24 protein-coding genes are annotated in these 21,164 nt (G+C 44.4%); 11 read left to right on the top strand and 13 right to left on the bottom strand.

The features are described 5' to 3' along the window. The first annotated feature begins 10 nt into the window (after positions 1 to 10). From V7O66_RS11220 to V7O66_RS11210, 3 genes are read left to right on the top strand one after another with little or no spacing between them, the layout of a single operon-like run. The gene (locus tag V7O66_RS11220; RefSeq protein ID WP_406660401.1) at positions 11 to 742 is read left to right on the top strand and encodes a SagB/ThcOx family dehydrogenase; all 732 of its coding nucleotides are present in this window, start codon (positions 11 to 13) and stop codon (positions 740 to 742) included. Positions 743 to 776: 34 nt separating this feature from the next. Next, positions 777 to 980: a hypothetical protein gene (locus tag V7O66_RS11215; RefSeq protein WP_406660400.1), complete on the top strand. Its 204-nt coding sequence runs from the start codon at positions 777 to 779 to the stop codon at positions 978 to 980. Between the two features lie 23 nt (positions 981 to 1,003). Continuing rightward, positions 1,004 to 1,582, top strand: a complete 579-nt coding sequence (locus tag V7O66_RS11210; protein ID WP_406660399.1) for a helix-hairpin-helix domain-containing protein — start codon at positions 1,004 to 1,006, stop codon at positions 1,580 to 1,582. A gap of 13 nt (positions 1,583 to 1,595) precedes the next feature. Here V7O66_RS11210 and V7O66_RS11205 read toward each other — a convergent pair whose 3' ends face one another. From V7O66_RS11205 to V7O66_RS11195, 3 genes are all read right to left on the bottom strand, one after another. After that, positions 1,596 to 2,513: a ribose 1,5-bisphosphate isomerase gene (locus tag V7O66_RS11205; protein ID WP_406660398.1), complete on the bottom strand. Its 918-nt coding sequence runs from the start codon at positions 2,511 to 2,513 to the stop codon at positions 1,596 to 1,598. A 117-nt stretch (positions 2,514 to 2,630) separates the two neighbouring features. Further along, positions 2,631 to 2,933 (bottom strand): DUF86 domain-containing protein, encoded by a 303-nt coding sequence (locus V7O66_RS11200; RefSeq protein ID WP_406660397.1) that lies wholly within the window; start codon positions 2,931 to 2,933, stop codon positions 2,631 to 2,633. Positions 2,934 to 2,958: 25 nt separating this feature from the next. Next, the gene (locus tag V7O66_RS11195) at positions 2,959 to 3,243 is read right to left on the bottom strand and encodes a nucleotidyltransferase family protein (protein ID WP_406660396.1); all 285 of its coding nucleotides are present in this window, start codon (positions 3,241 to 3,243) and stop codon (positions 2,959 to 2,961) included. Between the two features lie 92 nt (positions 3,244 to 3,335). On the opposite strand from V7O66_RS11195, the gene V7O66_RS11190 reads away from it, so the two are divergent. Then, complete coding sequence (locus V7O66_RS11190; protein WP_406660395.1) at positions 3,336 to 3,767, top strand: DUF61 family protein; 432 nt, start codon at positions 3,336 to 3,338, stop codon at positions 3,765 to 3,767. 136 nt (positions 3,768 to 3,903) lie between these two features. After that, positions 3,904 to 5,271 (top strand): NAD-dependent succinate-semialdehyde dehydrogenase, encoded by a 1,368-nt coding sequence (locus tag V7O66_RS11185; protein ID WP_406660394.1) that lies wholly within the window; start codon positions 3,904 to 3,906, stop codon positions 5,269 to 5,271. A gap of 101 nt (positions 5,272 to 5,372) precedes the next feature. Here the strand turns inward: V7O66_RS11185 and V7O66_RS11180 are convergent, their stop codons facing one another. Further along, positions 5,373 to 5,660, bottom strand: coding sequence for a hypothetical protein (locus tag V7O66_RS11180; protein WP_406660393.1), 288 nt, complete (start codon positions 5,658 to 5,660; stop codon positions 5,373 to 5,375). Positions 5,661 to 5,994: 334 nt separating this feature from the next. Between V7O66_RS11180 and V7O66_RS11175 the strand changes: the two genes are divergently transcribed. Continuing rightward, entirely contained in the window at positions 5,995 to 7,362 is a 1,368-nt protein-coding gene (locus V7O66_RS11175; protein WP_406660392.1) for an NAD-dependent succinate-semialdehyde dehydrogenase, read from the top strand. Next, on the top strand, positions 7,358 to 9,025 hold the full coding sequence (locus V7O66_RS11170) for an acetolactate synthase large subunit (protein ID WP_406662639.1): 1,668 nt from the start codon (positions 7,358 to 7,360) through the stop codon (positions 9,023 to 9,025). The genes V7O66_RS11175 and V7O66_RS11170 overlap by 5 nt, the downstream gene beginning before the upstream one ends. Positions 9,026 to 9,040: 15 nt before the next feature. Here the strand turns inward: V7O66_RS11170 and V7O66_RS11165 are convergent, their stop codons facing one another. From V7O66_RS11165 to V7O66_RS11155, 3 genes are all read right to left on the bottom strand, one after another. Further along, a complete protein-coding gene (locus tag V7O66_RS11165; protein WP_406660391.1) occupies positions 9,041 to 9,358 on the bottom strand; it encodes a DUF427 domain-containing protein in 318 nt (105 codons plus the stop codon). A gap of 261 nt (positions 9,359 to 9,619) precedes the next feature. Next, a complete protein-coding gene (locus V7O66_RS11160) occupies positions 9,620 to 9,919 on the bottom strand; it encodes a DUF427 domain-containing protein (protein WP_406660390.1) in 300 nt (99 codons plus the stop codon). A gap of 70 nt (positions 9,920 to 9,989) precedes the next feature. Further along, positions 9,990 to 10,715: a formylglycine-generating enzyme family protein gene (locus V7O66_RS11155; RefSeq protein ID WP_406660389.1), complete on the bottom strand. Its 726-nt coding sequence runs from the start codon at positions 10,713 to 10,715 to the stop codon at positions 9,990 to 9,992. Between the two features lie 243 nt (positions 10,716 to 10,958). On the opposite strand from V7O66_RS11155, the gene V7O66_RS11150 reads away from it, so the two are divergent. Genes V7O66_RS11150 through V7O66_RS11135 form a run of 4 tightly spaced genes read left to right on the top strand, consistent with a single transcriptional unit; the run spans position 10,959 to position 14,296 of the window. Beyond that, positions 10,959 to 11,864, top strand: a complete 906-nt coding sequence (locus V7O66_RS11150; protein ID WP_406660388.1) for a glycine betaine ABC transporter substrate-binding protein — start codon at positions 10,959 to 10,961, stop codon at positions 11,862 to 11,864. Between the two features lie 44 nt (positions 11,865 to 11,908). Further along, positions 11,909 to 13,036, top strand: coding sequence for an ABC transporter ATP-binding protein (locus V7O66_RS11145; protein WP_406660387.1), 1,128 nt, complete (start codon positions 11,909 to 11,911; stop codon positions 13,034 to 13,036). A 10-nt stretch (positions 13,037 to 13,046) separates the two neighbouring features. Further along, positions 13,047 to 13,688, top strand: a complete 642-nt coding sequence (locus V7O66_RS11140) for an ABC transporter permease (RefSeq protein ID WP_406660386.1) — start codon at positions 13,047 to 13,049, stop codon at positions 13,686 to 13,688. Continuing rightward, positions 13,682 to 14,296 (top strand): ABC transporter permease, encoded by a 615-nt coding sequence (locus tag V7O66_RS11135; protein ID WP_406660385.1) that lies wholly within the window; start codon positions 13,682 to 13,684, stop codon positions 14,294 to 14,296. The genes V7O66_RS11140 and V7O66_RS11135 overlap by 7 nt, the downstream gene beginning before the upstream one ends. A 60-nt stretch (positions 14,297 to 14,356) precedes the next feature. Here V7O66_RS11135 and V7O66_RS11130 read toward each other — a convergent pair whose 3' ends face one another. The 6 genes from V7O66_RS11130 to mtbA form a co-directional block, all read right to left on the bottom strand. Continuing rightward, on the bottom strand, positions 14,357 to 14,665 hold the full coding sequence (locus V7O66_RS11130; protein WP_406660384.1) for a hypothetical protein: 309 nt from the start codon (positions 14,663 to 14,665) through the stop codon (positions 14,357 to 14,359). Positions 14,666 to 14,745: 80 nt separating this feature from the next. After that, the gene (locus tag V7O66_RS11125) at positions 14,746 to 15,843 is read right to left on the bottom strand and encodes a uroporphyrinogen decarboxylase family protein (RefSeq protein WP_406660383.1); all 1,098 of its coding nucleotides are present in this window, start codon (positions 15,841 to 15,843) and stop codon (positions 14,746 to 14,748) included. Positions 15,844 to 15,982: 139 nt separating this feature from the next. Continuing rightward, positions 15,983 to 17,686: an arginine--tRNA ligase gene (gene argS, locus V7O66_RS11120; RefSeq protein ID WP_406660382.1), complete on the bottom strand. Its 1,704-nt coding sequence runs from the start codon at positions 17,684 to 17,686 to the stop codon at positions 15,983 to 15,985. 13 nt (positions 17,687 to 17,699) lie between these two features. Next, positions 17,700 to 18,944 (bottom strand): peptide chain release factor aRF-1, encoded by a 1,245-nt coding sequence (gene prf1 / locus V7O66_RS11115; RefSeq protein ID WP_406660381.1) that lies wholly within the window; start codon positions 18,942 to 18,944, stop codon positions 17,700 to 17,702. A 120-nt stretch (positions 18,945 to 19,064) separates the two neighbouring features. Further along, positions 19,065 to 20,003, bottom strand: coding sequence for a 4-demethylwyosine synthase TYW1 (gene twy1, locus V7O66_RS11110; RefSeq protein WP_406660380.1), 939 nt, complete (start codon positions 20,001 to 20,003; stop codon positions 19,065 to 19,067). A gap of 132 nt (positions 20,004 to 20,135) precedes the next feature. Continuing rightward, positions 20,136 to 21,155, bottom strand: coding sequence for a methylcobamide:CoM methyltransferase MtbA (gene mtbA, locus V7O66_RS11105; protein WP_406660379.1), 1,020 nt, complete (start codon positions 21,153 to 21,155; stop codon positions 20,136 to 20,138). Positions 21,156 to 21,164: the final 9 nt, after the last annotated feature.

Genomic DNA, 21,164 nt, shown 5'->3' with positions numbered 1-21,164 from the left:
GACTATCATTTTGAACGAAATTGGCAGAGAATTCATGGAAAAAACGAAATTCCAGTATGCAGAAAGGTCGGACCAGTCACTTGGCTATCCGCAACCACCGCTAGAGAAGGGAGCCGGTGGAGCAGAGGTCATTGACCTTCCTGAGCCGGCAGAGGTGGATGTCAGGAAGATAGACCTGAGAGAAGCCATAGAAGGACGTTCCAGCTTTCGGGACTTTTCACAGGAAGCGCTGTCGCTCGGGGAGCTGTCATACCTGCTCTGGTGTACTCAGGGGGTAAGGGAATTAATGGGAAATGCAGCCACGCTGAGAAATGTACCCTCTGCAGGTGCAAGACATTCCATCGAGACGTACATGCTCATAAACAACGTGGAAGGACTTGAAGAGGGACTCTACCTTTTCCTGCCCATCGAGCACAAACTGGCTAAGATTAAAACAGGTCCCGTTGTCGCTGAAAATATAATGGCTGCATGTCTGGACCAGAACTTCATAGGCACAAGTGCTGTCACGTTCATATGGACAGCAGTGATCTACAGGATGAAGTGGAGATACGGGGAAAGAGGATACAGATACATAAACCTGGATGCAGGGCATGTGTGCCAGAATCTCTACCTGAGCACCCAGTCCATCGACTGCGGGGTCTGCGCCATTGGGGCATTCTTCGATGATGAGCTAAATGCCGTGCTGGGAGTGGATGGTGAGGACGAATTTGCCATCTATATTGCAACACTGGGTAAGAAATGAAGAAGTCTGTAAAAAAATCAGAAGGTGAATCAGCATGAAATTCGGAATAAGAAAACCTAGTTTGAAAAAACGAATATCTGCAAGAACAAGTATTAAACGGCAAGTGATACACCGAGCCGGATTAAAAATGCCGAGAGGCTATGGTTGGGTGAGAAGCCCAAAAAAATATGTTTATAATAAGGTATACAACAAAACATCATTTGATATTTTTAGACTTTTTAAGAAATTACTCAAGTGAATTGAGTATTACAAGTGGACAAGATGGAGAAGGAAAAAGCATTGAAAGAACTGATGCAAATGCCGGGTTTCGGGAAGAAGTCAGCTGAACAGCTATGGGACCTGGGAATACATTCCATCCACCAGCTCAAAAATAAGGACCCCGAGTTGATGTATCTTGAATTAACTGAGCTGAGGGGCAGGCACATAGACAGATGCGTGCTCTATGGTTTCAGGGAAGCTGTCTATTACGCATCCCACAAGCGCCACGATCCTGAACTGCTCAAATGGTGGAACTGGTCCGATAAGAATATGGATAAAAGGGAAAAGGAAAAAGCATTGAAAGAACTGATGCAAATGCCGGGTTTCGGGAAGAAGTCAGCTGAACAGCTATGGGACCTGGGAATACATTCCATCCACCAGCTCAAAAATAAGGACCCCGAGTTGATGTATCTTGAATTAACTGAGCTGAGGGGCAGGCACATAGACAGATGCGTGCTCTATGGTTTCAGGGAAGCTGTCTATTACGCATCCCACAAGCGCCACGATCCTGAACTGCTCAAATGGTGGAACTGGTCCGATAAGAATATGGATAAAAGGGAAAAGGAAAAAAAGAAGAGTTAATCTCTTTCCTGTATCAGATAGGACTCAATCCCAGGTAATCCCTGATTATGGTAAAGGCCATTACAGGTGGGATAGCACCTACCTCGGTGATGATGAGGTCTATGTATTCGGCAGGAGTGACATCGAATGACGGGTTCTTCACCTTCACATTGGGAAGTCCGGCAAGGATCTCAGCATCTATCACTTCGTCACTGGAGCGGTCTTCGATCTCAACCATTTCCCCGAGCAGGGTATTGGGGCTGAACTTATAGGTCTCGGCTGCGACGATGACATTCTTACGCGCTTCCTGTGCCGCAAGGGCTAGCTGGGACGTACCAACCTTGTTTATGAGGGCACCATTCACCGATATTGAATCGGCTCCTACTACAACGATATCCACATCCTTCATTGTCAATCTAACAGCAGAATCAACTATCAGTGTTGTGGGAATACCATAGTCACTCAGCTCTTTGATGGTGATAAAACCCTGCCTGCGAGGTCGGGATTCAGTGGCGATCACCGAGATGTCCTTACCCTGATCAAAGGCTGTCTTGATAATGGAAATAGCCGCATGGGAATTACAGTGTGTCATTATGACATCACCGTCCCGAATACGCTGGGCACCTATCCATCCTATTTTATCCAGTGCCTCAGTAGCATTCTTGATGAAACTGTCAGAGTTGCTTACGATCTCTTCAATGGCATCCTGCACATTGTCTGCGCTATGCCTTTTACTAAGAGCCACTGCATTGGGAAGTGAGACCGCTGTGGGACGGGTATCCACCAGAACCTTTGCGGCTTCCTCTACCTTTGTGTTAAAATCCTCTATATTGAGATCCTTAAGAGTTCTGGCATAATCCCGAAGCGCTTGCGAAGCTGCCACCGCTATTCTTCCGGCACCCCTTATCTCCATGCTGCGTATCTTTTCCGCCGTGATGAGTAGATCTTCCATGCTTATACATTCGAACTTCAAGAATTTATATCTAGCCTGTTAAAAGACGCGGATTTATCCCTGATGTGTCGATAAACATCAAGAAATGATTAAAACTAAAAATGGAAAATTAACGTTTCATTTTTCCAAAGCTTTCCCAATTTCACTCTTGAGATTTTCAAGATTGCTTTCAATTATATCCCAAACAATTTCCAAGTCGACTCCAAAATACTCATGAATCAGGATATTCCTCAATCCTACAATCTTTTTCCATTGAATATGAGGATAAGAATTTCGGACTTCAAGAGGGATGTTTCCAGCTGCTTCACCTATTACTTCAAGATTACGCAAAACCGCATCGATTCTCATATCATCTTCCAAAAAATCCTCAAATGACAAATCCTGCACATATTTTTGAATTTTGTTGATTGCAGCGAACATATCTTCAAAAAAGACAGAATGGTCCCTAGGCATAAACTGCATCCCTCATAATATTAGCTCTTAGCTGTGGTTTGATAGATGTTTCAATTACAAGGTCAACATTTCTGCTAAAAAGGTCTTCGAGGTAAAACTTCAGATCCATGAAGTTATCAAATGTCTTTTTCCCTTCTTCGAATTCAACAAGAATATCCACATCACTACCAGAATGAGCTTCTTTTCTGGCAAATGAGCCAAAAATTCCAATCTTTTTGACACCAAAACGTTCCTTTACAACGTTTTCGTGTTCCTTCAAAAGACTGAGAGCATCCATATTAATTACTTGTTCACAAAGTTTAAATCATTATCCTTAAAGATTCATTAGTGAAAAGAAACTAAATATTCTATATTCAGGAAGCTACTAAAATGTCAGGCAGGCCTTCAATAAACTCCGAATCTACCTTTTTCAAATGGATGAGAGTGGAGATGGGAAAGATCAACGAGAGAATAGTAGCCCAGCGCAAGAGCCTTGCCCAACTCCTTAAGGAAGAGAAGCCTGCATCAATAACAAAATCCGGAGAGGAGTATCTTTTTGACAGGGAAGTACTCGTTACCATCAGTGAGAAGATTCCTGAGGATATGCAGGACAGGTTGAGATTACCCATTATATTCTTCTCCGACAACAGGGTCCCTGACAGTTGCTATATCAATGACGAATATGCACTGAAGACCCTGCAAATACTGGGAGAACTAAGTAAATTGCGCCGTATGCAAAAGGGAAAGGTATGGATAGGCAAGTCCATAGCATACAGCATCACAAGAAAGTATCCCACGATTTTTCAAATATCCTTTGGATAGTGGAAAGAGAGATAAATTCACTATGCAATTCTCTTTCAAATCAACAAAAGCAAATATAAAGTTGATATAATCAATTATCAGACAAGGGAATTACAATTACCATATTTGAAATTTAAAATTTAAAGGACCCACGATCATGACCACCATCTCATCCATCAATCCTGCCAGCGGCAAAGTTATCAGGGAATTCAAGCTGCACTCTGAAGAAAAGGTCAACCACGCACTCCGAAGATCCACTGAGGCTTTCAAGGAGTGGAAAGAGACGGATGTGCATGAAAGGACAGAACTGTTAAGAAACGTCTCAAAACTGCTGCGGGAAAGAAAACAGGAGTATGGAGAACTCATTACCACCGAGATGGGGAAGGTCATCAAGCAATCCGTACCTGAGATCGCCAAGTGTGCTGATACCTTCGATTATTTTGCGGACAATGTAGATAAGATCCTTGAACCTGAGTACTTCCAGACCGATGCATCCAGCTCCATGGTCTGTTATGAGCCTGTGGGTACGGTGCTTGCCATCAAACCCTGGAACTTTCCCTTCTGGCAGGTCCTGAGCGCAGCATCCCACGTACTTGCAGGTGGAAACACCATGTTGCTCAAACATTCCAGCTATGTACCTGGCTGTGCCCTGGAAATTGAAAAACTCTTCCTTGATGCAGGATTTCCCGAGGGTGTTTTTCAGACATTGCTCATAGATGGCAGGACAGCATCCTCACTTATTTCCAGAAAAGAGATTGCTGCTGTGTCATTTACAGGTGGTTACAATGCAGGCAGAGAGGTTGCACAGGCAGCTGCATGGAACATGAAGAAATTCGTGCTGGAATTGGGTGGTAGCGACCCATTCATAGTGCTTGAGGATGCCGATGTAGAGAAGGCTGCACAGGTTGCAGTGCCCAGCAGATTCATAAATACCGGACAGACATGCATTGCAGCAAAACGTTTTATCGTTGCCGAATCAGTGGCACATCGTTTTACAGAGAAATTCACAGAACTTACAGAAAATCTTAAGATCGGGGATCCCATGGATCCTGAGACCGATGTTGGTCCACTTGTCAGCAAGGAACAAGTGAATGAGATACGGGAGCAGGTCAGAGATGCCATTGCAAAAGGTGCTGACCCAATAGTTTCCGGAGGAGAAATTGTGGGTGAAGGATTCATGTATTCGCCCACTGTCCTTGCAGATGTGAAACGTGACATGAAGGTTATGCACGAAGAAACGTTCGGACCTGTGGCACCCATAATCACTTTCAAGACCGAGGAAGAAGCAATTGAGATAGCAAACGATTCCGAGTTCGGGCTTGGTGCCAGTATATGGAGCAGGGATCAGGAAAAAGCCACGACCATGGCAGCTCAACTTGAAACGGGTATGGTGGGAGTGAACGCTTTCTTCAGGCCCGAAGCCTGCATGCCCTTTGGCGGCGTGAAGAAAAGCGGAATGGGAAGAGAACTTTCCAGGATCGGCTTCCACGAGTTCATGAACATCAAGTCGCTGAAGGTATATTGAATTCGGATCTTCGTGGGTACATTACCCATGTGATTTTTTTTGATTCAGAAGATGAAGATTTTTGTAAGATTTTATTTGTGGATCAAATCTCGAATAGGCAACTAATCTTTATCTTCCAGGACCTTTCCGGCAGTGATACACATTACAGGAATGACCAGATATCTCAGTCCTATCTGGGCAAAGTAATCCGTAACAGACAGTCCGGAAATTGGGATCAATACCAAGATATCCAGTAGTATGTTTATAGCGAACCAGAAGAATCCTACAAAAATTCCTTCCTTGAGATAGGCCAGCTTGATACTTTTAAAATAAGATATCAAGAGAACTGCTGCTGAAATGGAACCTACCACGATCATAATAGACTTGAATAAAAATATATCAATTGTCAATTCTCCCTTCCCTGTGTAAAAAAATAGCGAAGCTACAAAAGGTATAAGCCATGCCAGGAAACCGTACATTAGGACTCTTAGATATTTACTCCCCATAGTTATTATTTCAAAATTTTTTCTATTTAAATATTTGTTTTCCCTTTGGACTGGAATTTGAATCCGCAAATACCATAAAAACATAATACTCAGCCATGGGAACTGCCCTAATACCCTCTTCTTGCCAATCCCCGAAATAACCAATTATATAACAGATTAGTCCCAAGTAAAATTGAGGAGTGTATAGAATGGGAACCTTATTCACTCCTCTTTATCTTAATATCATGGGGAGATCTAAATGGGGAAAATAACATCAGTCAATCCTGCTACCGGAGAGACAAATGCTGAATTCGAACTCTATAACAACGAGATGATCGATGCAAAGATCAAGAGATCAAAGGAAGCACTGCAAGAGTGGAAAGATATCAGCGTCATGGACAGGGCGGTATACCTGCAAAGTGTGGCAAAAGTTCTCAGGGACAGGAAAAAAGAACTTGCTGCCACCATTACCCAGGAGATGGGGAAGGTCATGAAAGAGTCCATTGCGGAAATAGAGAAATGCGCCTGGACCTGCGAATATTTTGCCGATAATGCCGAGAAATTCATTGCATCGGAATTTGTGGAAACTGATGCGCAAACATCCGGATATATCTATGAACCCCTGGGTACCGTGCTGAGCATCATGCCATGGAACTTCCCTTTCTGGCAGGCGCTGAGGTTCGGGATACCAGCTCTTGCAGGAGGGAACACAGTCCTGCTCAAACATGCAAGTAATGTACCCATGTGTGCACTGGAGATCCAGGACGTATTCATCGAGGCAGGACTGCCTGAGGGCGTCTATATGACATTACTCGTGGACGGACCTACCGCATCCTCACTTATTTCGAGGGATGATATCAATGCTGTGTCATTCACAGGCAGCCGTCCTGCAGGTGAAAAGGTAGCAGAGGCAGCAGGCAGGAATATGAAGAAATTCATCCTGGAACTTGGAGGAAGTGACCCTTTTCTAGTACTTGAGGATGCAGATGTTGAAACTGCAGCCAAAACAGCAGTTGCCAGTAGGTTCCTTAATGCTGGACAGAGTTGTATCGCAGCCAAGCGTTTCATTGTGAGTGAAGAGGTGGCTGAACAATTCACTGAAAGCTTTGTGGAGAACACACTCAAACTCAAGGTCGGAGACCCCATGGATATGTCTACCGATATGGGACCCCTTGTGAGCGAAAAGCAAAGAGAGACCATACAGAAACAGGTGGATGATACTCTTAAAGTCGGAGCTAATGTCCTTGTCAAAGGCGGTGCGATGGAAGGAGATGGATTCTTCTACATGCCAACTGTCCTGGATCACATCAATGAAAGTGCACCTGTACTTCGGGAAGAGACTTTCGGACCTGTGGCACCCATAGTCACCTTCAAAAATGAGGATGAAGCAGTGGATATAGCAAATAACACTGAGTTTGGTCTGGGTGCAAGCATCTGGAGCCAGGACAGGGAAAGGGCTATGAGAATGACGAAGTACGTAGAATCTGGGATCATCGCCATCAACAACTTCGTATCTTCCGATCCACGCCTACCATTTGGTGGGTTCAAGAAGAGCGGTGTTGGAAGAGAGCTGTACAAAATAGGCGTGCTGGAATTCATGACAGCCAAATCCATGAAAGTATATTAAAAGAAAAAAGAGGAGTAAAATGAAAGCAAGCGAGCTTTTTGTAAAGTGTCTTGAGAACGAGGGAGTACAATATATATTCGGGGTACCCGGGGAGGAAACCATAGACCTTACGGACTCACTTTCCAGGTCAAATATCAAATTCATAGTTACAAGACACGAGCAGAGCGCGGCTTTCATGGCAGACGTATACGGAAGGCTGACCCACAAACCAGGGGTCTGTCTTGCAACCCTCGGACCAGGTGCCACAAACCTGATTACAGGAGTTGCAGATGCCCAGCTTGACAGATCTCCCCTTGTGGCAATTACAGGTCAATCTGGACTGGAAAAGACACACAAGGAGTCACACCAGTACATAGACATAGTTGCTACTTTCAAGAATTTCACAAGCTGGAACTCAAAAATAACACGCTCGGACTTCATACCAGAGATAGTACGCAAGGCCTTTGATATCGCAATGGACAGACCCGGTGCAGTACACATCGAACTACCCGAGGACGTGGCACAGGAAGAGAGTCAAAAGGAACCTCTTTCCAAAGCAAGAAGTTCACATCTTACACGCTACGATGAAGGAGAGCTTAAAAAAGCTGCAAAGATGATCGAAGAAAGTTCTGCAGCCATAATCCTTGCAGGTAATGGCGTGTTCAGGGAAAGTGCAAGTTCTGAGCTTCGCAGATTCGTGGAATCAACTGGATTGCCTGTTGTCACCACTTTCATGGGGAAGGGAGCCATCGCAGCAGACGATGAGCATTACCTGGGTTCCATGGGTATCAAGGACCGCGACCATATAATGTGCGGTTTTGACATGGCTGATCTGGTGATATGTGTGGGATTCGATTACGTGGAATACAGTCCTCGGTTCTGGAACCATGGAGGCGATAAGAAGATCATTCACATACATTCCCAGCATCCTGAGATCGATGAGAGATATATACCTGACATACAACTGACCGGTAATATCAGACAGGCACTTTTCCACCTGACCCAGCAATGCGATTTTAAGATGGAAATGGCTGATAAATTAAAGAAAGTACGCCAGAGAATGCAGGCAGAACTTGAGGATTTCAAATATGACCTGTCCTTCCCCATGAAGCCCCAGAAGATCATATACGATATCAGGGAATGTCTTGACAGGGAGGATATACTCGTAAGCGATGTGGGTGCTCATAAGCTGTGGGTTGGAAGGCTTTTCCCTGCATACGAAGCGAACACCGTCTTCATATCCAACGGCCTGGCATCCATGGGTTTTGCACTTCCAGGTGCCATAGCTGCCAGTTTCTTAAAACCTGAACGTAAGGTAGTGGCAGTTGCAGGAGACGGAGGATTCCTGATGAATGTACAGGAGCTGGAAACTGCCGTGCGGCTTGGATGCGATCTGGTAATTGTTATCTTCAATGATTCGAAATACGGACTCATCGAGTGGCACGAGAAGAAGAAGTTCAATGAGACCATAGGAATTGATTTCAACAACCCTGATTTTGAAATGCTTGCCAGAAGCTTCGGGGCAAATGGTATGAGAATAGAAAAGGCTGAGGATCTCAAACCCCAACTGCAGGAAGCCCTTGAACAGGGTGGTGTCTGGATACTCGATGTAAAGGTCGATTACTCAGAGAATATCAAACTGACCGAGAAACTGAGTGCCAATCACTGCTGTTGTGATAAGTAAAGAAGAAGAAGAAACTTATATGCTCACTTCTTCTTTAGTATCCTTCATAAATAATATATAATTCTTGTAATCCTTTCCGATTTTTTTAAGAGCTTCCGGATCAGTCTCGGCAAAATAACATGCTGCATCCTTGCTTACTTCACCGTCAATTACAATGTCGTAGTAACTGAGTTCTCCCATCCCGGAAACAGTTGTTTTTGTATCACTTTTTCTCAGATATTCCATATTTACTGACTCAGGCGGGAAATAGTTCTTTCCTTCTATAAGGATAGTTCTGTTGTTTTTAGCAAGTAATGTGCCATTCAAAGTAACTTTTCGTGTAACTCGTACCATTTTTAAATCAACTCCGAAGATTAACTATAAAGTTACACATCAGGCCATATATAATAGTATACACTGTAATGTTCATTGTATGGGACTTTTATTGTTTGACAGTGCAATGAGTAATTGTTGAACAGTTACTATATCATATATTATCTTTTGAGTTGATTTGCTCACCATTAGGAGTGAGAACGGGATAGAGATTTATTTCACCTATAGAAATCCGTAAAAAATCAACAAAATAAGAAATTAAAAATAAATTAAAAATGAGGATCATTCCTCAATTTCCACATCTCTCCAGAAAGCAACATAGTTACTGAAATCCTTTCCTACCCTTTCAGGAGAGCCTTCCTTGGGCTCAGGATAGTACCAGGCAGCATCCTTGTTCGTCTCGCCATTGACTACGATATTGTAATAATAAGCCAGACCTTTCCAGAAACAAGTGGTATGAGTCTCAGTTTTCTCAAAATATTCCATATTGACCGAATCTGGTGGGAAATAATGATTTCCTTCGATCATGATCGTTTCGTCGCTTTCCGCAAGCAATACCCCATTCCATGTAGCTTTTACCATTTGAACCACTCCACAAGCTGCAATAAATAATTGATTTTGTATCGTTTAAAAGTTTATCCTTTCAAACAGTTCAGATCTCCATGAGCAAACGGAATCCTGAACGTCTGCTTCTGCGACCATCTGCCGGATAGTAGTAGCGACTTGCACTGCGACATCCCTCTGCACGGGTTGACCAGGCACCTCCGCGAAGGACGTATATGTCCTTGCCGGAATCATCCTCTTCCCAGGCACTACCATCTGTGGGAGCACCTTCATAACTATCATGGTACCTGTCCTGCATCCATTCCCAGAGATTTCCATGCATGTCGTACAGACCCCAGGGATTGGGCTTCTTCTGGCCTGAAGAAGAGGAACCTGTGGATTCATCCACATCATACCAGGCATGTTCGGTCAATTCAGCATCATCATCACCGAAAGAGTATCTGGTGCTGGTCTGGGCCCTGCATGCATATTCCCATTCTGCCTCGCTTGGAAGACGGTATTTGTCAGTACCCTCCTTTTCATTTAACTTGCTAATGAAATCCTGGGCATCACTCCATGAAACCTTGTCAACAGGATGATCATCACCCTTGGACCTGGACGGATTAAAACCCATTATCTCAATCCATTCCTTTTGTTTCACTGCATATTTACCAATATGAAAGGCTTTACCGATTTTCACCCTGTGCTGTGGACGCTCGTTCCTGTACCAGTTCTTCTCGTCTTCCAGCGACCCCATATCGAATTCCCCTGCTGGTATTGATACAAATTCCATTCCAATAGAATTAACATATGTCTCTTCGCTTTTTCCTTCCATCGATCATACCCCAACAATAAGTAATTTTATTTTTTAAGTTCACCCTATATAAAGGCTCTTTTTCATTAACAGGAGTTCTTTCCCACACTTACAAATATTAACCTTTTTTCAGCTAATTTCAAAATTATATATGTGTATTCTTTTCCGTGAACAGATACACTTATAAAAAGTATACTTCATCTTTATTATTGTGGAGTTATTGCACAATATATCAATTTCATAAAGTGACCTTGGGGTAGATCAATGAGAAAAGTGATACTAACAACTCTAGTTGTAATTATGATGCTGCTTGTAAGCGGATGTACAGACACATCAGATGTAGAAGAAAAAGGAACCGTTGTTATCGGCTCCAAGCTCTTCCAGGAATCATATATACTTGCACATATGACAGCCCTCGTGCTTGAAGATGCAGGGTATGACACCGATGTGAAACAAGGCCTTGGTGGTACCTTCGTGAACTATGAAGCATTGAAAGGTGGAGAAGTACACGCTTATGTAGAATATACAGGTACAGCATACAGCCAGATACTCAAACTACCACCACTTGATGAATGGGATCCACAGGTTGTGCTTGATGAAACTGAGAAAGGCCTGATGGAAACCGACAATGTAATGATAGTCAGTAACCTTGGTTTTGAGGATGCATACGCAATTGCGGTCAAGGAAGACTGGGCAGCTGAAAATGATGTTAGCACCGTAAGTGAACTTGAGGAATATGCAGGGGAACTTAGCATCGGTACAGATCCTGAATTTGCAACCCGCGAGGATGGACTCCCACGCATAAAGGATGTCTATGGCTTTGAATTCAAGGAATACAAACAGGGCATACCCACCATTATGTATGAATCTATCAAGAACGGTGATGTGGAAGCGATCTCTGCCTACACAACTGACACCAGGAACGAAGTATTCGAACTGAGGGTTCTTGAAGATGATAAGAACGCATTGCCACCTTACGATGCTATCCTTATAGTCACCGAGGAATTTGCAGAGAACAATCCTGATGCAGTAGCTGCAATGCAGAAGCTCAACGGTGCAATAGACACCGATACCATGAGGATGCTTAACTACCAGTTCGATGTTGAGCAGAAGGAACCAAGAGATATCGCATACCAGTTCCTTGTTGATGAGGGACTCATTGAGGGATAAGATCCCTCTTCTATTTTTAGACCCTCTGACAAGGATCACCTAAAATGCAAACTGAAAAACTGTTTGACAGGATAGATTCTATCCGGTTCAACAATGTAACAAAGAAGTACGGTTCCCGCTTTGCAGTTCAGGATCTTGACCTTGAGATAAAAGGCGGGGAATTGCTCATACTTATAGGTCCCAGTGGTTCAGGAAAAACCACGACTCTGCGAATGATCAACCGGATGATCGAGCAGGATTCGGGAAATGTTGCCATCAACGATCTTGACACAAAGGATCTGGACCCGGTGCGTTTGCGCCGTAATATGGGCTATGTTATTCAGAATATAGGTCTTTTTCCGCACATGACCATCGGGGATAACATAGGCCTTGTCCCAAAACTCGAAGGATGGGACAAAGAAAAAATAGAGGAAAGGGTACGCCACCTCCTGGATTTTGTTTCCCTTCAACCTGATATGTTCATTGACCGCTATCCCAGGCAGCTAAGCGGAGGACAGCAGCAGAGAGTGGGACTTGCACGGGCAATGGCCATGGACCCGCCTCTTTTACTTATGGATGAACCCTTCGGTGCCCTGGACCCTATACTTCGCAAACAGCTCCAGAAGGAATTCCTCAAGGTAAAAAAAGAGATCGGCAAGACAATCGTCTTTGTCACACATGACATAGAGGAGGCACTGGTATTGGGGGACAGGATAGCCATAATGGATCAGGCTAAACTTGTACAGGTGGGAACTCCTGAAGAACTTATTTTCAATCCTGTAAATGAAATGGTTGCACACATAGTTGATACCGACCGCAAGTTCAAGCATATGGATACTCTCAAGGTAAAGGACCTCATGTCGGCTTTTAGAGAGGAGTACATACTCGATGCCTCCATGAATGCCTGTGCTGCTGCTGACGAAATGACACGAAATAACATTGAGAACGCTTTTGTATTCAGAGAAGGGGAACTTCTCGGACAGTTGAGTATGATGGACCTTATGAAATGCAAGGAAGAGAGCAGGAATATCTCTGAGCTGGCAAAGCCCTTGAAGACCTTCAAACCTCTGGATTCAGTGGCCTTTGCACTCTCCGAAATGAAGCAGAGCGGAGAGCACCTGGCCCTTATAATGGAATCTTCAAAGCCAGTGGGTGTCCTTGTTTCCGATGAGGTCTTGCTGAAACTTATATGATGGGGTGGAAATGACATTAATACAGGTCATTGCGGAAGTCTGGGACAAGAACCTGATGACAATGCGCACCATAGAGCACCTGCAGATGTTCAGTGTGGCGCTGCTGTTATCCATTATCATAGGAGTGCTGGTTGGTGTTATCATATACTCCCGCCCTAAGATAGCAAATACAGTACTCAATCTACTCAATATAGTCGAAACAATACCGGACCTTGCACTGATAGTGATATTACTCCCAATACTCAGGCTTGGTGCCGGTCCCACCATTGCTGCATCGGTACTCTACTCCATTCTTCCCATTGCAAGAAATACCTATACAGGCCTCAAAGGCGTTGATGAAGAGTATACCTACGTAGCCCATGCACTGGGACTTTCCCCCTGGGAGACCCTGCTAAAGGTCAGGATACCCATGTCCCTGCCACTTATTGCAGGAGGTATCAGGATTGCACTGGTATTCTGCATGGGTGTTGTGACACTTGGAGGGCTTGTGGCTGCAGGAGGGCTTGGAACTGTATTGCAAAACGGCATCCAGCTCTACCAGAAGGATGCCATACTAGTTGCAGGAATATGGACCGGGCTGCTTGCGGTCATACTTGACGGTTTTGCCGGTATGATCGAGAAAAAGCTACATGAGAGGTATGGCACATGGTAGCCATTGAAACTTTAATTGAGGCAACCCTGGAACATATAGTGCTGGTCTACACCACCTTGTTCATAAGTATTGTAATTTCCATACCTCTGGCTTTCATGTCCCTTTACAGCAAGAAGCTGGCATTTGTGGTAATGAGATTTGCAAATCTTGTACAGGCTGTTCCAAGTTTCGCTGTGGTTGCCATCATGGTACCTCTCATAGGAATAGGTTTCACCCCTGCCGTGATAGCCATAATGCTGCGCGCCCTGCTACCCATTATTAAGAATACCTATATCGGCCTTAGCAACGTAGACCCTGCACTCATCGACTACGCAGAGGGCGTTGGGCTTAGCCAGTGGCAGATACACAGGCATATCAGATTGCCTAACGCATATCCTGCCATGTTCGCGGGTATCAAGTTCGCAGCCATCCTTGCCAACAGTATTGCTGTGCTCACTGCTTTTATAGGAAGCGGAGGGCTTGGAGAGATAATATTCCAGGGACTCATAGGCTACAACACAAAAACATTACTGATAGGAGCGATTCCTGCGATCGGACTTGCCATACTGATAGAGCTTTCATTCACATTACTAGAAAAAAAACTCACTCCTGCGCACATGAGAGAATGATACAGTGCCAGGAAGCATAACTTTTAAAGTGTATTTGCAAACTGAATACGTTAATCCATTTCAGACCTCATATCGCTGGCTTAAGGTATAATGGGTCATCTGCATGTTATCCTGGTCTATGAAACTGAAATATTCAAGACATAATGGCAGGCTCATGATATCCTCTGTGGCCTTAAGAGCTGTTTCCATGCTTTCCCAGTGCAGAAAATCCATCCAGACACCATCAGCATTTTTTAAAAGCTCCCGGTCAAGGAAGCCATCCAGTGATGATAAACCTTCCATCATAGCATCTGATACTGCAAGCATGTCTTTTTCATTCTTTCCTTCGGCTAATTTGAACTGAACTATCTCAACGGCTATCTCCGGCATATTTTCAAACTCCCGTATAAAATATGCCATCAAAACTTTTAAGCCTTTGTTGCATGGAAAAAATGGATAGAAAAATAAGCTTAGAAATGAGACTTTACGCTATTCCAGAGTGTATCCATCTTCTCCTGTGATGTGCTTAGCGGGATCTCACAACCTGTGGACAATATGAAACCGGTTTCAGGTGCAGCTTCCATACAGCTTTTGACCTCATGATCTATGTCAGCGAACGAACCGTTTCCAAATACGTTAGAATCAATGTTCCCCATGAGACAGATACCCGAATATGCAAGTTCCTTTAGGCAATATCTGGGAGCACAGCCCGATCTTTGATGCGTCTTCACACAGTCTATCCCATATTTCTCTTTCAGGAAATCAACCTCTCCGTAGGAAAAATTCAGGGCATCGGGACTCATTGTCAGCTCCATTTCATGGAAAGCATGTACGGCACAATTGTGAGATATCACATATCCTCCGTTTGCCTGTACACATCTGTAAACCTTCTTCGTGTACTTCAGCATGAACTCCTCAGCCATCTCTATGCTGAAAAGGTCTCCAGTGCTTCCACCGTTATCAAAAAGAATTCCATCAGCCCCTGCTTCCAGCATTTTGTCAGCATAAAGAAGGCAACTCTCGGTGATATTGTCCAGCAGAGCATGAGCATCTTCTTTCTCTGTGAGCATTGCCATGCTCAGATCGGTCATGTCAAGAAGCTGGAAGGCCAATGTTAGCGGAGGAAGTATGCAACCAGTGATGAAAACCTCATCCTTGAGCTCTTTTTTTAGCAAAGAGATGGAATCGAGTACAGTGCCCACTCTTTCAGATCTTACAAATTTATCGGGATCTATCTTCTCATATTCACTGGCGGAATCAAGCAGGTATCCATCCATTGTGGGGTAGCCGTTATCCTTGATATTCACTCTGGCTCCGAATGCTTCTGCTTCCGCAAGCAGGCATCCCCAGGGAGACATGACATTATCGTGATGGTACATTTCCCTGGCAAGGATCTGTGCCTTTGCAATTCCCTTTGAAGAATAATAAACATCCTTCATACTGGCACCCATGCGATCAAGAACCGCATCACCTGCACCAAACCACAGGTATCCGTAAGGTACCCTGTCCACTTCATCCATTTCAAGAGCATTGACGAAGCGCTCTTTTGATGTCATTTCCTCTTTCATGATCGATCCCTTCAAATTTTAAACCCTGTAAGAACTGTGTCAGTCAGGATATAAAAACATAGGCATTCAGCTAAGAAAACTGCTAAAATAAAAAAAGAATTAAAAATGGAAAATGAGAAAATGAGAAGGACTCACTTTCTCACATTGATTCAGGTGCACCCAGTCCAAGCGTGTTAAGAGCACTTCCAAGCACTGTCCTTGCACAGTCAACCAATGCGAGCCTGCTGGCCCTGATATCTTCTTCCTCTGCACTGATAACAGGTACGAACCTGTAGAACTGGTTAAAGGCATCTGCAAGTTCCCTTGCATAAATGGCAATGGTATGGGGCTTGAGTTCCCTTGCTGACATGTCGATAACACTATCAAAGGATGCCATCTTCTTTATCAGCTCCACTTCAGTGTCCTCCACAAGCAATGAGGGATCGATATCCTGAGCGACTGTCCATGAAAGTTCTTCTTCGGCCTTTTTGAGTATATTGCATGCACGTGCGTAGGAATACTGTATGAAAGGTCCACCCTGCTTCTCGAAATCAAGGGCTTCTTTCCAGTTGAATACCGTTGACTTCTCAGGAGATACTTTTACTATATCGTATCTTACTGCACCGATACCTACCGTTCTTGCAACTTCCTTTTTGAAGTCCTCGGCCATTTCAGGACGGCGTTTGTCGACTTCTGTGTATGCCTGCTCTTCAATTTGCCCAAGCAGGTCATCGGCTGATATGAACTTACCCCGACGGGTACTCATTGAGCCTTCAGGAAGGGAAACGAATTCGAATATGACAATCTCAGGTTCCTTCTTTCCAACTGCATTGAGAGTTGCTTTAAGCTGTCCTGATATGAGTTTGTGGTCAGAACCAAGCACATCTATCATCCTGTCAGCGCGCTCACCCTTCCACTCATGATATGCAAGGTCACGTGTGGTATACAGGGAGGTACCATCGGAACGCTGAATAACAAGGGTCTTTTCAAAACCGTAATCTGAAAGGTCGACCACAAGGGCACCGTTATCGTCTGCTGTTCTTCCGGTGGCTTTTATCTCCTCAACTATCCTGGAAACTGCACCTGACCGGATAAAACTTGATTCATGCGGGAAACTGTCATGCTGAACATTCATGCGCAGCAGGGTTTCCTTGATGCCGGTAACTGCATGGGATACCGCTTCATCAAAGCTCTTGATGGTCTCCTCATCACCACTTTCCACAAGCTGCATACGCTTGTCTATCTCTGCCACCTTCTCGGGGTTCTCCCCAAGCAAAGCATTGGCTTTGATATAGACATCTGCTATGGCATGGTCCGGCTTTTTTGAAGTATCAAACTCGAACTGTGTAAGAGCCCATGAAACAATGGCTATCTGTCTTCCCATGTCATTGACGTAGTACTGGGTCTCAACATCATATCCTGCGTGTTTGAGTATACGTACAAGGGTGTCACCAATAATGGAATTACGGATGTGTCCCACGTGCAAAGGTCCGTTTGGATTTGCGGAAGTATGTTCAAGAAGGATCTTCCCCTCGCAGAAGTTACCTCCAAAAGCAGCTCCTTCCTCCCTTATGCCCTTTACAGTTCCGTCGATGTAGCTACGGCTTGAATCAATATTGATGTATGGTCCAACAGCCTTTATCTCACCTATAAAAGAGTCTTCTGGCAGATTTATCGCTTCGACTATCTGCTGTGCAATGTCTTTGGGACTCTTCTTTGCCTGGGAAGGCAGTCTGAAAGCTACCCTTGAAGCAATATCAGCATGCTGTGATGGACCGAGTTCATGATCATCAGACTCAAGTCCAAGGGAACTGAGTGCTTCGTCCAGAGCAGAGCTTACCTGTCGTTTGAATTCAAGAAACATGATACTACCTCGTTCAGACACCCGTACTGAATCTCAAGATTGCAACTATTCCACCAAATGCATTGAGCAGTTGGGAGCCTTCATCAAAGTCAGTTGATATGAAGTCCACTTCTGTAGCCATCTGGTCAGCAAGCTCTGAGAGTTCATCCACGATGTCAACCCTTTCGACCAGCTCAAGGTTGCTGCCACAAACAGGACACTGGCCTGCTGCCAAAGGATTTTCACCTGGTTTGAATGCACGGGTCAGCTTGTTTTCATGATCACCATTTGGACAACTGACACTGATCCTTTCAGCCCGCAGACCTTCTGAGATCAGCAAGATCTCAACAGCACCGATGTTCAGGTTATCACGTACCTGCACCTCACCATAAGCTGCCTTTCCGGAATCGGAAACCAGTTCTGCAAGGAAACGCTGCATTAGTTTTTTCTCAACCATAAGGTCGATATCTGCAAGTCTTTCGCTGGCAGCGTTGACAAGCTCGGAAAGGCCTGATTCATCAGTATATGCAATATCAAAAAGTCCCAGTATCTTTTTCTGGATCTCGTGATGGAAGAACTCTCCTGATTCAAATTCTTCCTTTGTAGGGGAAGGACCACCAATAAGGACACCTTCAAAATCCTTGTGATCTACTGTCAGGAAAACCTCACTTGCAGCATCACCGATCCTCTTATAGAAATCGTGGATGGCAATAAGTCGAAGCTGCTGGAACCTGTGAGCACTCTGACCACCTTTTCTCTGTTTTCCAGGAACCGTTGAAGTCATATGCCTGAATGACTCGATATGCTTTCCCTGAAGCAGACCCACAGTAGCCTCCCTTCTGTCCATTACCAAAAGACCGAATGTCTTGGCGTCCTTGAGCATCATCTCCAGAGGTTCAAGATAGAACGAGGAATCACAATGATATTTGTAAGTAATGATCGGCTGTGGGGGTTCGACAACGATGGACATCATATCTGTTTTGTTGGCACCCACATCCACAGCACCTGTAAAGTACACTATGCCATTCTCAGGAACTTCAGCATATCTCAATCTTGAAAGTAAAGAACTCAATGCACCCTGAACATTGTCACGAGTTACCTTTGATTTGATGTTGGCAGCCTGACCATGTTCAGCTTTGAGCTGAGAAGTAACATCGAATATCTGTTTATCAGGAGGTATGTAAAGAGATACCAGTTCGGTACCACGACCTTTCTTGGTACGCAGCTCCTCAAGTTTTCTTTTAAATTCATATTTAGAATGAGCAGATTGTTCTGACATATTAGGAATACTCCATGATTAAAGTGAATAGTTATTGTGAAATGTTCTATATCTTCGATTAGATTATGTTGCTTATGTAAGTATAGATATAAATATAGATTGTGTTCGATCAGCTGAAATTCAGACAAGATGAGACACAGAACCATCCTTTGAAAGCAGTACTACCCTGCTAATTCTCACATCATCCGCAATCTTATATCCAAGGTGATCCGCAAGTTCCTGCGAGAACTCCAGCACTTCATCATGACCCGGCATGGCCTCACGATCAAGGCGGTTCCTTGAGAAACCAAGGTGCATATAGGCTTTTACCTCAATGTAATCCGGTTGTGCTTTTTTTATGAGTTCTGCATAACCCTGAGAATCGAACATGTTCACATCTTTTATGAGAGTTATACGGATGACAGTCCTTGTATCCTTATCCTTGAGGATCTCAAGAGAACGGTTTATCTTTTCCCATAGATGTGAAGATTTTGGAAGACAGACCTTCTCATATGTTTCTTCGTCAGGTGCATCCAGACTCATGTAAAGCTGGGCAGGATCTATCTTTTCCATCATAGCAGGAAGTGTGCCGTTACTTACAACAAAAGTGGTGAAACCCTGTCTCTTGAACTCCTCGATGAGCTCTGGCAGATGCGGGAACATTGTAGGCTCACCTGACAGTGATATTGCAACGTGTTTGGGTTCGTTTCCTTCCATCCACATTTCCCTGGGAGCCGAATGTCCAAAACCTGATATGAGTTTTCGCTGGGATTGTATACAAGACCCCACTATTTCCACTGGAGAATCCCATTCCTCCGGCGCAGGAACGTCAATCTCTGTGGGTCTCCAGCAGTGCAGACATCGCTGGTTACACATGAGTGTCGGAGTCATCTGGAGACAACGATGAGATTGTATACCATAAAAAGCGGCTTTATAGCACTGACCCTCATTCTTCATGGCCCTGCCAAGCCAGAGACAGGTCTTAACCGCTGAATGACTGCCTGCAAGGCTATAACCCTGTTTTTTCAGCAGGCTCTTAAAATCCGTGATCTCAGTGACCTTTTGTTTTCTGCGGGACATCTGAGGGCTAGTTCAATTTTAGTATATATAAATGTGTGGAACGAAAAAAAGTAGCAGAACGCAAACCGTTATTGGCAGGAACCTGGGAGGCATCCAGCAGGTTCCTGTTTAACGGGGGTGATTAATCAATAATTAGTATTTGTGACTCTTTGCCACCTCCACCATTGCCTGAAGGTTGACGTTAGGAGTCTTGCTAACAATACCACAGCCAGGAGCCAGTAAGCCTACACCTGCATCCAGAGCCTTGTGTGATTCTTCTTTCACAAGCTCAGGAGTCTTGTTCCATAATACATTAACAGGATCGAGATTTCCTACAATTACCGCCTTTTCAACACCAGCCACAGCAGTTGCGATATCCACACTCTGATCAATGCTGATCGCATCTACACCACATGATTCCATCATGGCAAGACCTTTGGTGGTGTCACCACAGATGTGAAGCACTGTGGCTACGTTAAGCTCGTGCATTGCATCCACGACCTTCTTGTGGTAAGGTACTACGAACTTCTCGTAAAAAGCAGCACCAATAAGCTGGGCACTTGCTGTTGGATCGATGATGACCATTGTGTCGGCACCGTTCTCAACCATCTTCTTTGCGTAGTCCACACAGAAATCCGTGGTGACTTCCATGAGTGCGAGTCCGAAAGCCTCGTCTGTGAAGATTGCCATGAACCAGTCATCACCGTTGATGTGCTGTGCAAGTGAGAATGGGCCGATCATACTACCCATGATAGGAAGCTCATCACCGTATTTATCTGCAAGGATCTTAATGGCATCACAAACTACACCGATCCTGCCTTGGCTAATGTCATAGTCCTTGATCTTCTCAATATCATCAATATTATTTACCACATGACCAACAACGGATGGCTGCTGTTCCTTTGTACCTTCCTTGATAGTACAACCGAAGAGCGCAGCTTCTGCAGTGATGTCAAAGGGTACACGTACAGCCTCGAATCCGATTACTGTGTGACCTGCTTCGGCAAGTGTTGCCATCTTTTCTGCATCATCATTGGCCTCTGGCCAAAAGGCACCACATGCTTCCATCTGTTCTATTGTTCCTGTCTGCGTGACAGAGATAGCGGGCATCCTGTCAACAGGCTGGCCGGTCAATGCACGTGCTAATCTTTCCTTAGGTGTATATTCAGTCATAGATATAAG

Source organism: Methanolobus sp. ZRKC3, from assembly GCF_045291275.1.
Lineage (GTDB): Archaea > Halobacteriota > Methanosarcinia > Methanosarcinales > Methanosarcinaceae > Methanolobus.
Note: the sequence above shows the minus strand (reverse complement) of the source record. Positions and strands in the feature narration are given on the sequence as shown.

What these genes read in the sequence shown, in the direction of transcription:
- V7O66_RS11215 (WP_406660400.1), top strand. Translation starts at nt 777, where the DNA reads ATGAAATTCGGAATAAGAAAACCTAGTTTGAAAAAACGAATATCTGCA.
- V7O66_RS11210 (WP_406660399.1), top strand. Translation starts at nt 1,004, where the DNA reads ATGGAGAAGGAAAAAGCATTGAAAGAACTGATGCAAATGCCGGGTTTC.
- V7O66_RS11205 (WP_406660398.1), bottom strand. Translation starts at nt 2,513, where the DNA reads ATGGAAGATCTACTCATCACGGCGGAAAAGATACGCAGCATGGAGATA.
- V7O66_RS11200 (WP_406660397.1), bottom strand. Translation starts at nt 2,933, where the DNA reads ATGTTCGCTGCAATCAACAAAATTCAAAAATATGTGCAGGATTTGTCA.
- V7O66_RS11195 (WP_406660396.1), bottom strand. Translation starts at nt 3,243, where the DNA reads ATGGATGCTCTCAGTCTTTTGAAGGAACACGAAAACGTTGTAAAGGAA.
- V7O66_RS11190 (WP_406660395.1), top strand. Translation starts at nt 3,336, where the DNA reads ATGTCAGGCAGGCCTTCAATAAACTCCGAATCTACCTTTTTCAAATGG.
- V7O66_RS11185 (WP_406660394.1), top strand. Translation starts at nt 3,904, where the DNA reads ATGACCACCATCTCATCCATCAATCCTGCCAGCGGCAAAGTTATCAGG.
- V7O66_RS11175 (WP_406660392.1), top strand. Translation starts at nt 5,995, where the DNA reads ATGGGGAAAATAACATCAGTCAATCCTGCTACCGGAGAGACAAATGCT.
- V7O66_RS11165 (WP_406660391.1), bottom strand. Translation starts at nt 9,358, where the DNA reads ATGGTACGAGTTACACGAAAAGTTACTTTGAATGGCACATTACTTGCT.
- V7O66_RS11160 (WP_406660390.1), bottom strand. Translation starts at nt 9,919, where the DNA reads ATGGTAAAAGCTACATGGAATGGGGTATTGCTTGCGGAAAGCGACGAA.
- V7O66_RS11155 (WP_406660389.1), bottom strand. Translation starts at nt 10,715, where the DNA reads ATGGAAGGAAAAAGCGAAGAGACATATGTTAATTCTATTGGAATGGAA.
- V7O66_RS11150 (WP_406660388.1), top strand. Translation starts at nt 10,959, where the DNA reads ATGAGAAAAGTGATACTAACAACTCTAGTTGTAATTATGATGCTGCTT.
- V7O66_RS11145 (WP_406660387.1), top strand. Translation starts at nt 11,909, where the DNA reads ATGCAAACTGAAAAACTGTTTGACAGGATAGATTCTATCCGGTTCAAC.
- V7O66_RS11140 (WP_406660386.1), top strand. Translation starts at nt 13,047, where the DNA reads ATGACATTAATACAGGTCATTGCGGAAGTCTGGGACAAGAACCTGATG.
- V7O66_RS11135 (WP_406660385.1), top strand. Translation starts at nt 13,682, where the DNA reads ATGGTAGCCATTGAAACTTTAATTGAGGCAACCCTGGAACATATAGTG.
- V7O66_RS11130 (WP_406660384.1), bottom strand. Translation starts at nt 14,665, where the DNA reads ATGCCGGAGATAGCCGTTGAGATAGTTCAGTTCAAATTAGCCGAAGGA.
- V7O66_RS11125 (WP_406660383.1), bottom strand. Translation starts at nt 15,843, where the DNA reads ATGAAAGAGGAAATGACATCAAAAGAGCGCTTCGTCAATGCTCTTGAA.
- argS (WP_406660382.1), bottom strand. Translation starts at nt 17,686, where the DNA reads ATGTTTCTTGAATTCAAACGACAGGTAAGCTCTGCTCTGGACGAAGCA.
- prf1 (WP_406660381.1), bottom strand. Translation starts at nt 18,944, where the DNA reads ATGTCAGAACAATCTGCTCATTCTAAATATGAATTTAAAAGAAAACTT.
- twy1 (WP_406660380.1), bottom strand. Translation starts at nt 20,003, where the DNA reads ATGTCCCGCAGAAAACAAAAGGTCACTGAGATCACGGATTTTAAGAGC.
- mtbA (WP_406660379.1), bottom strand. Translation starts at nt 21,155, where the DNA reads ATGACTGAATATACACCTAAGGAAAGATTAGCACGTGCATTGACCGGC.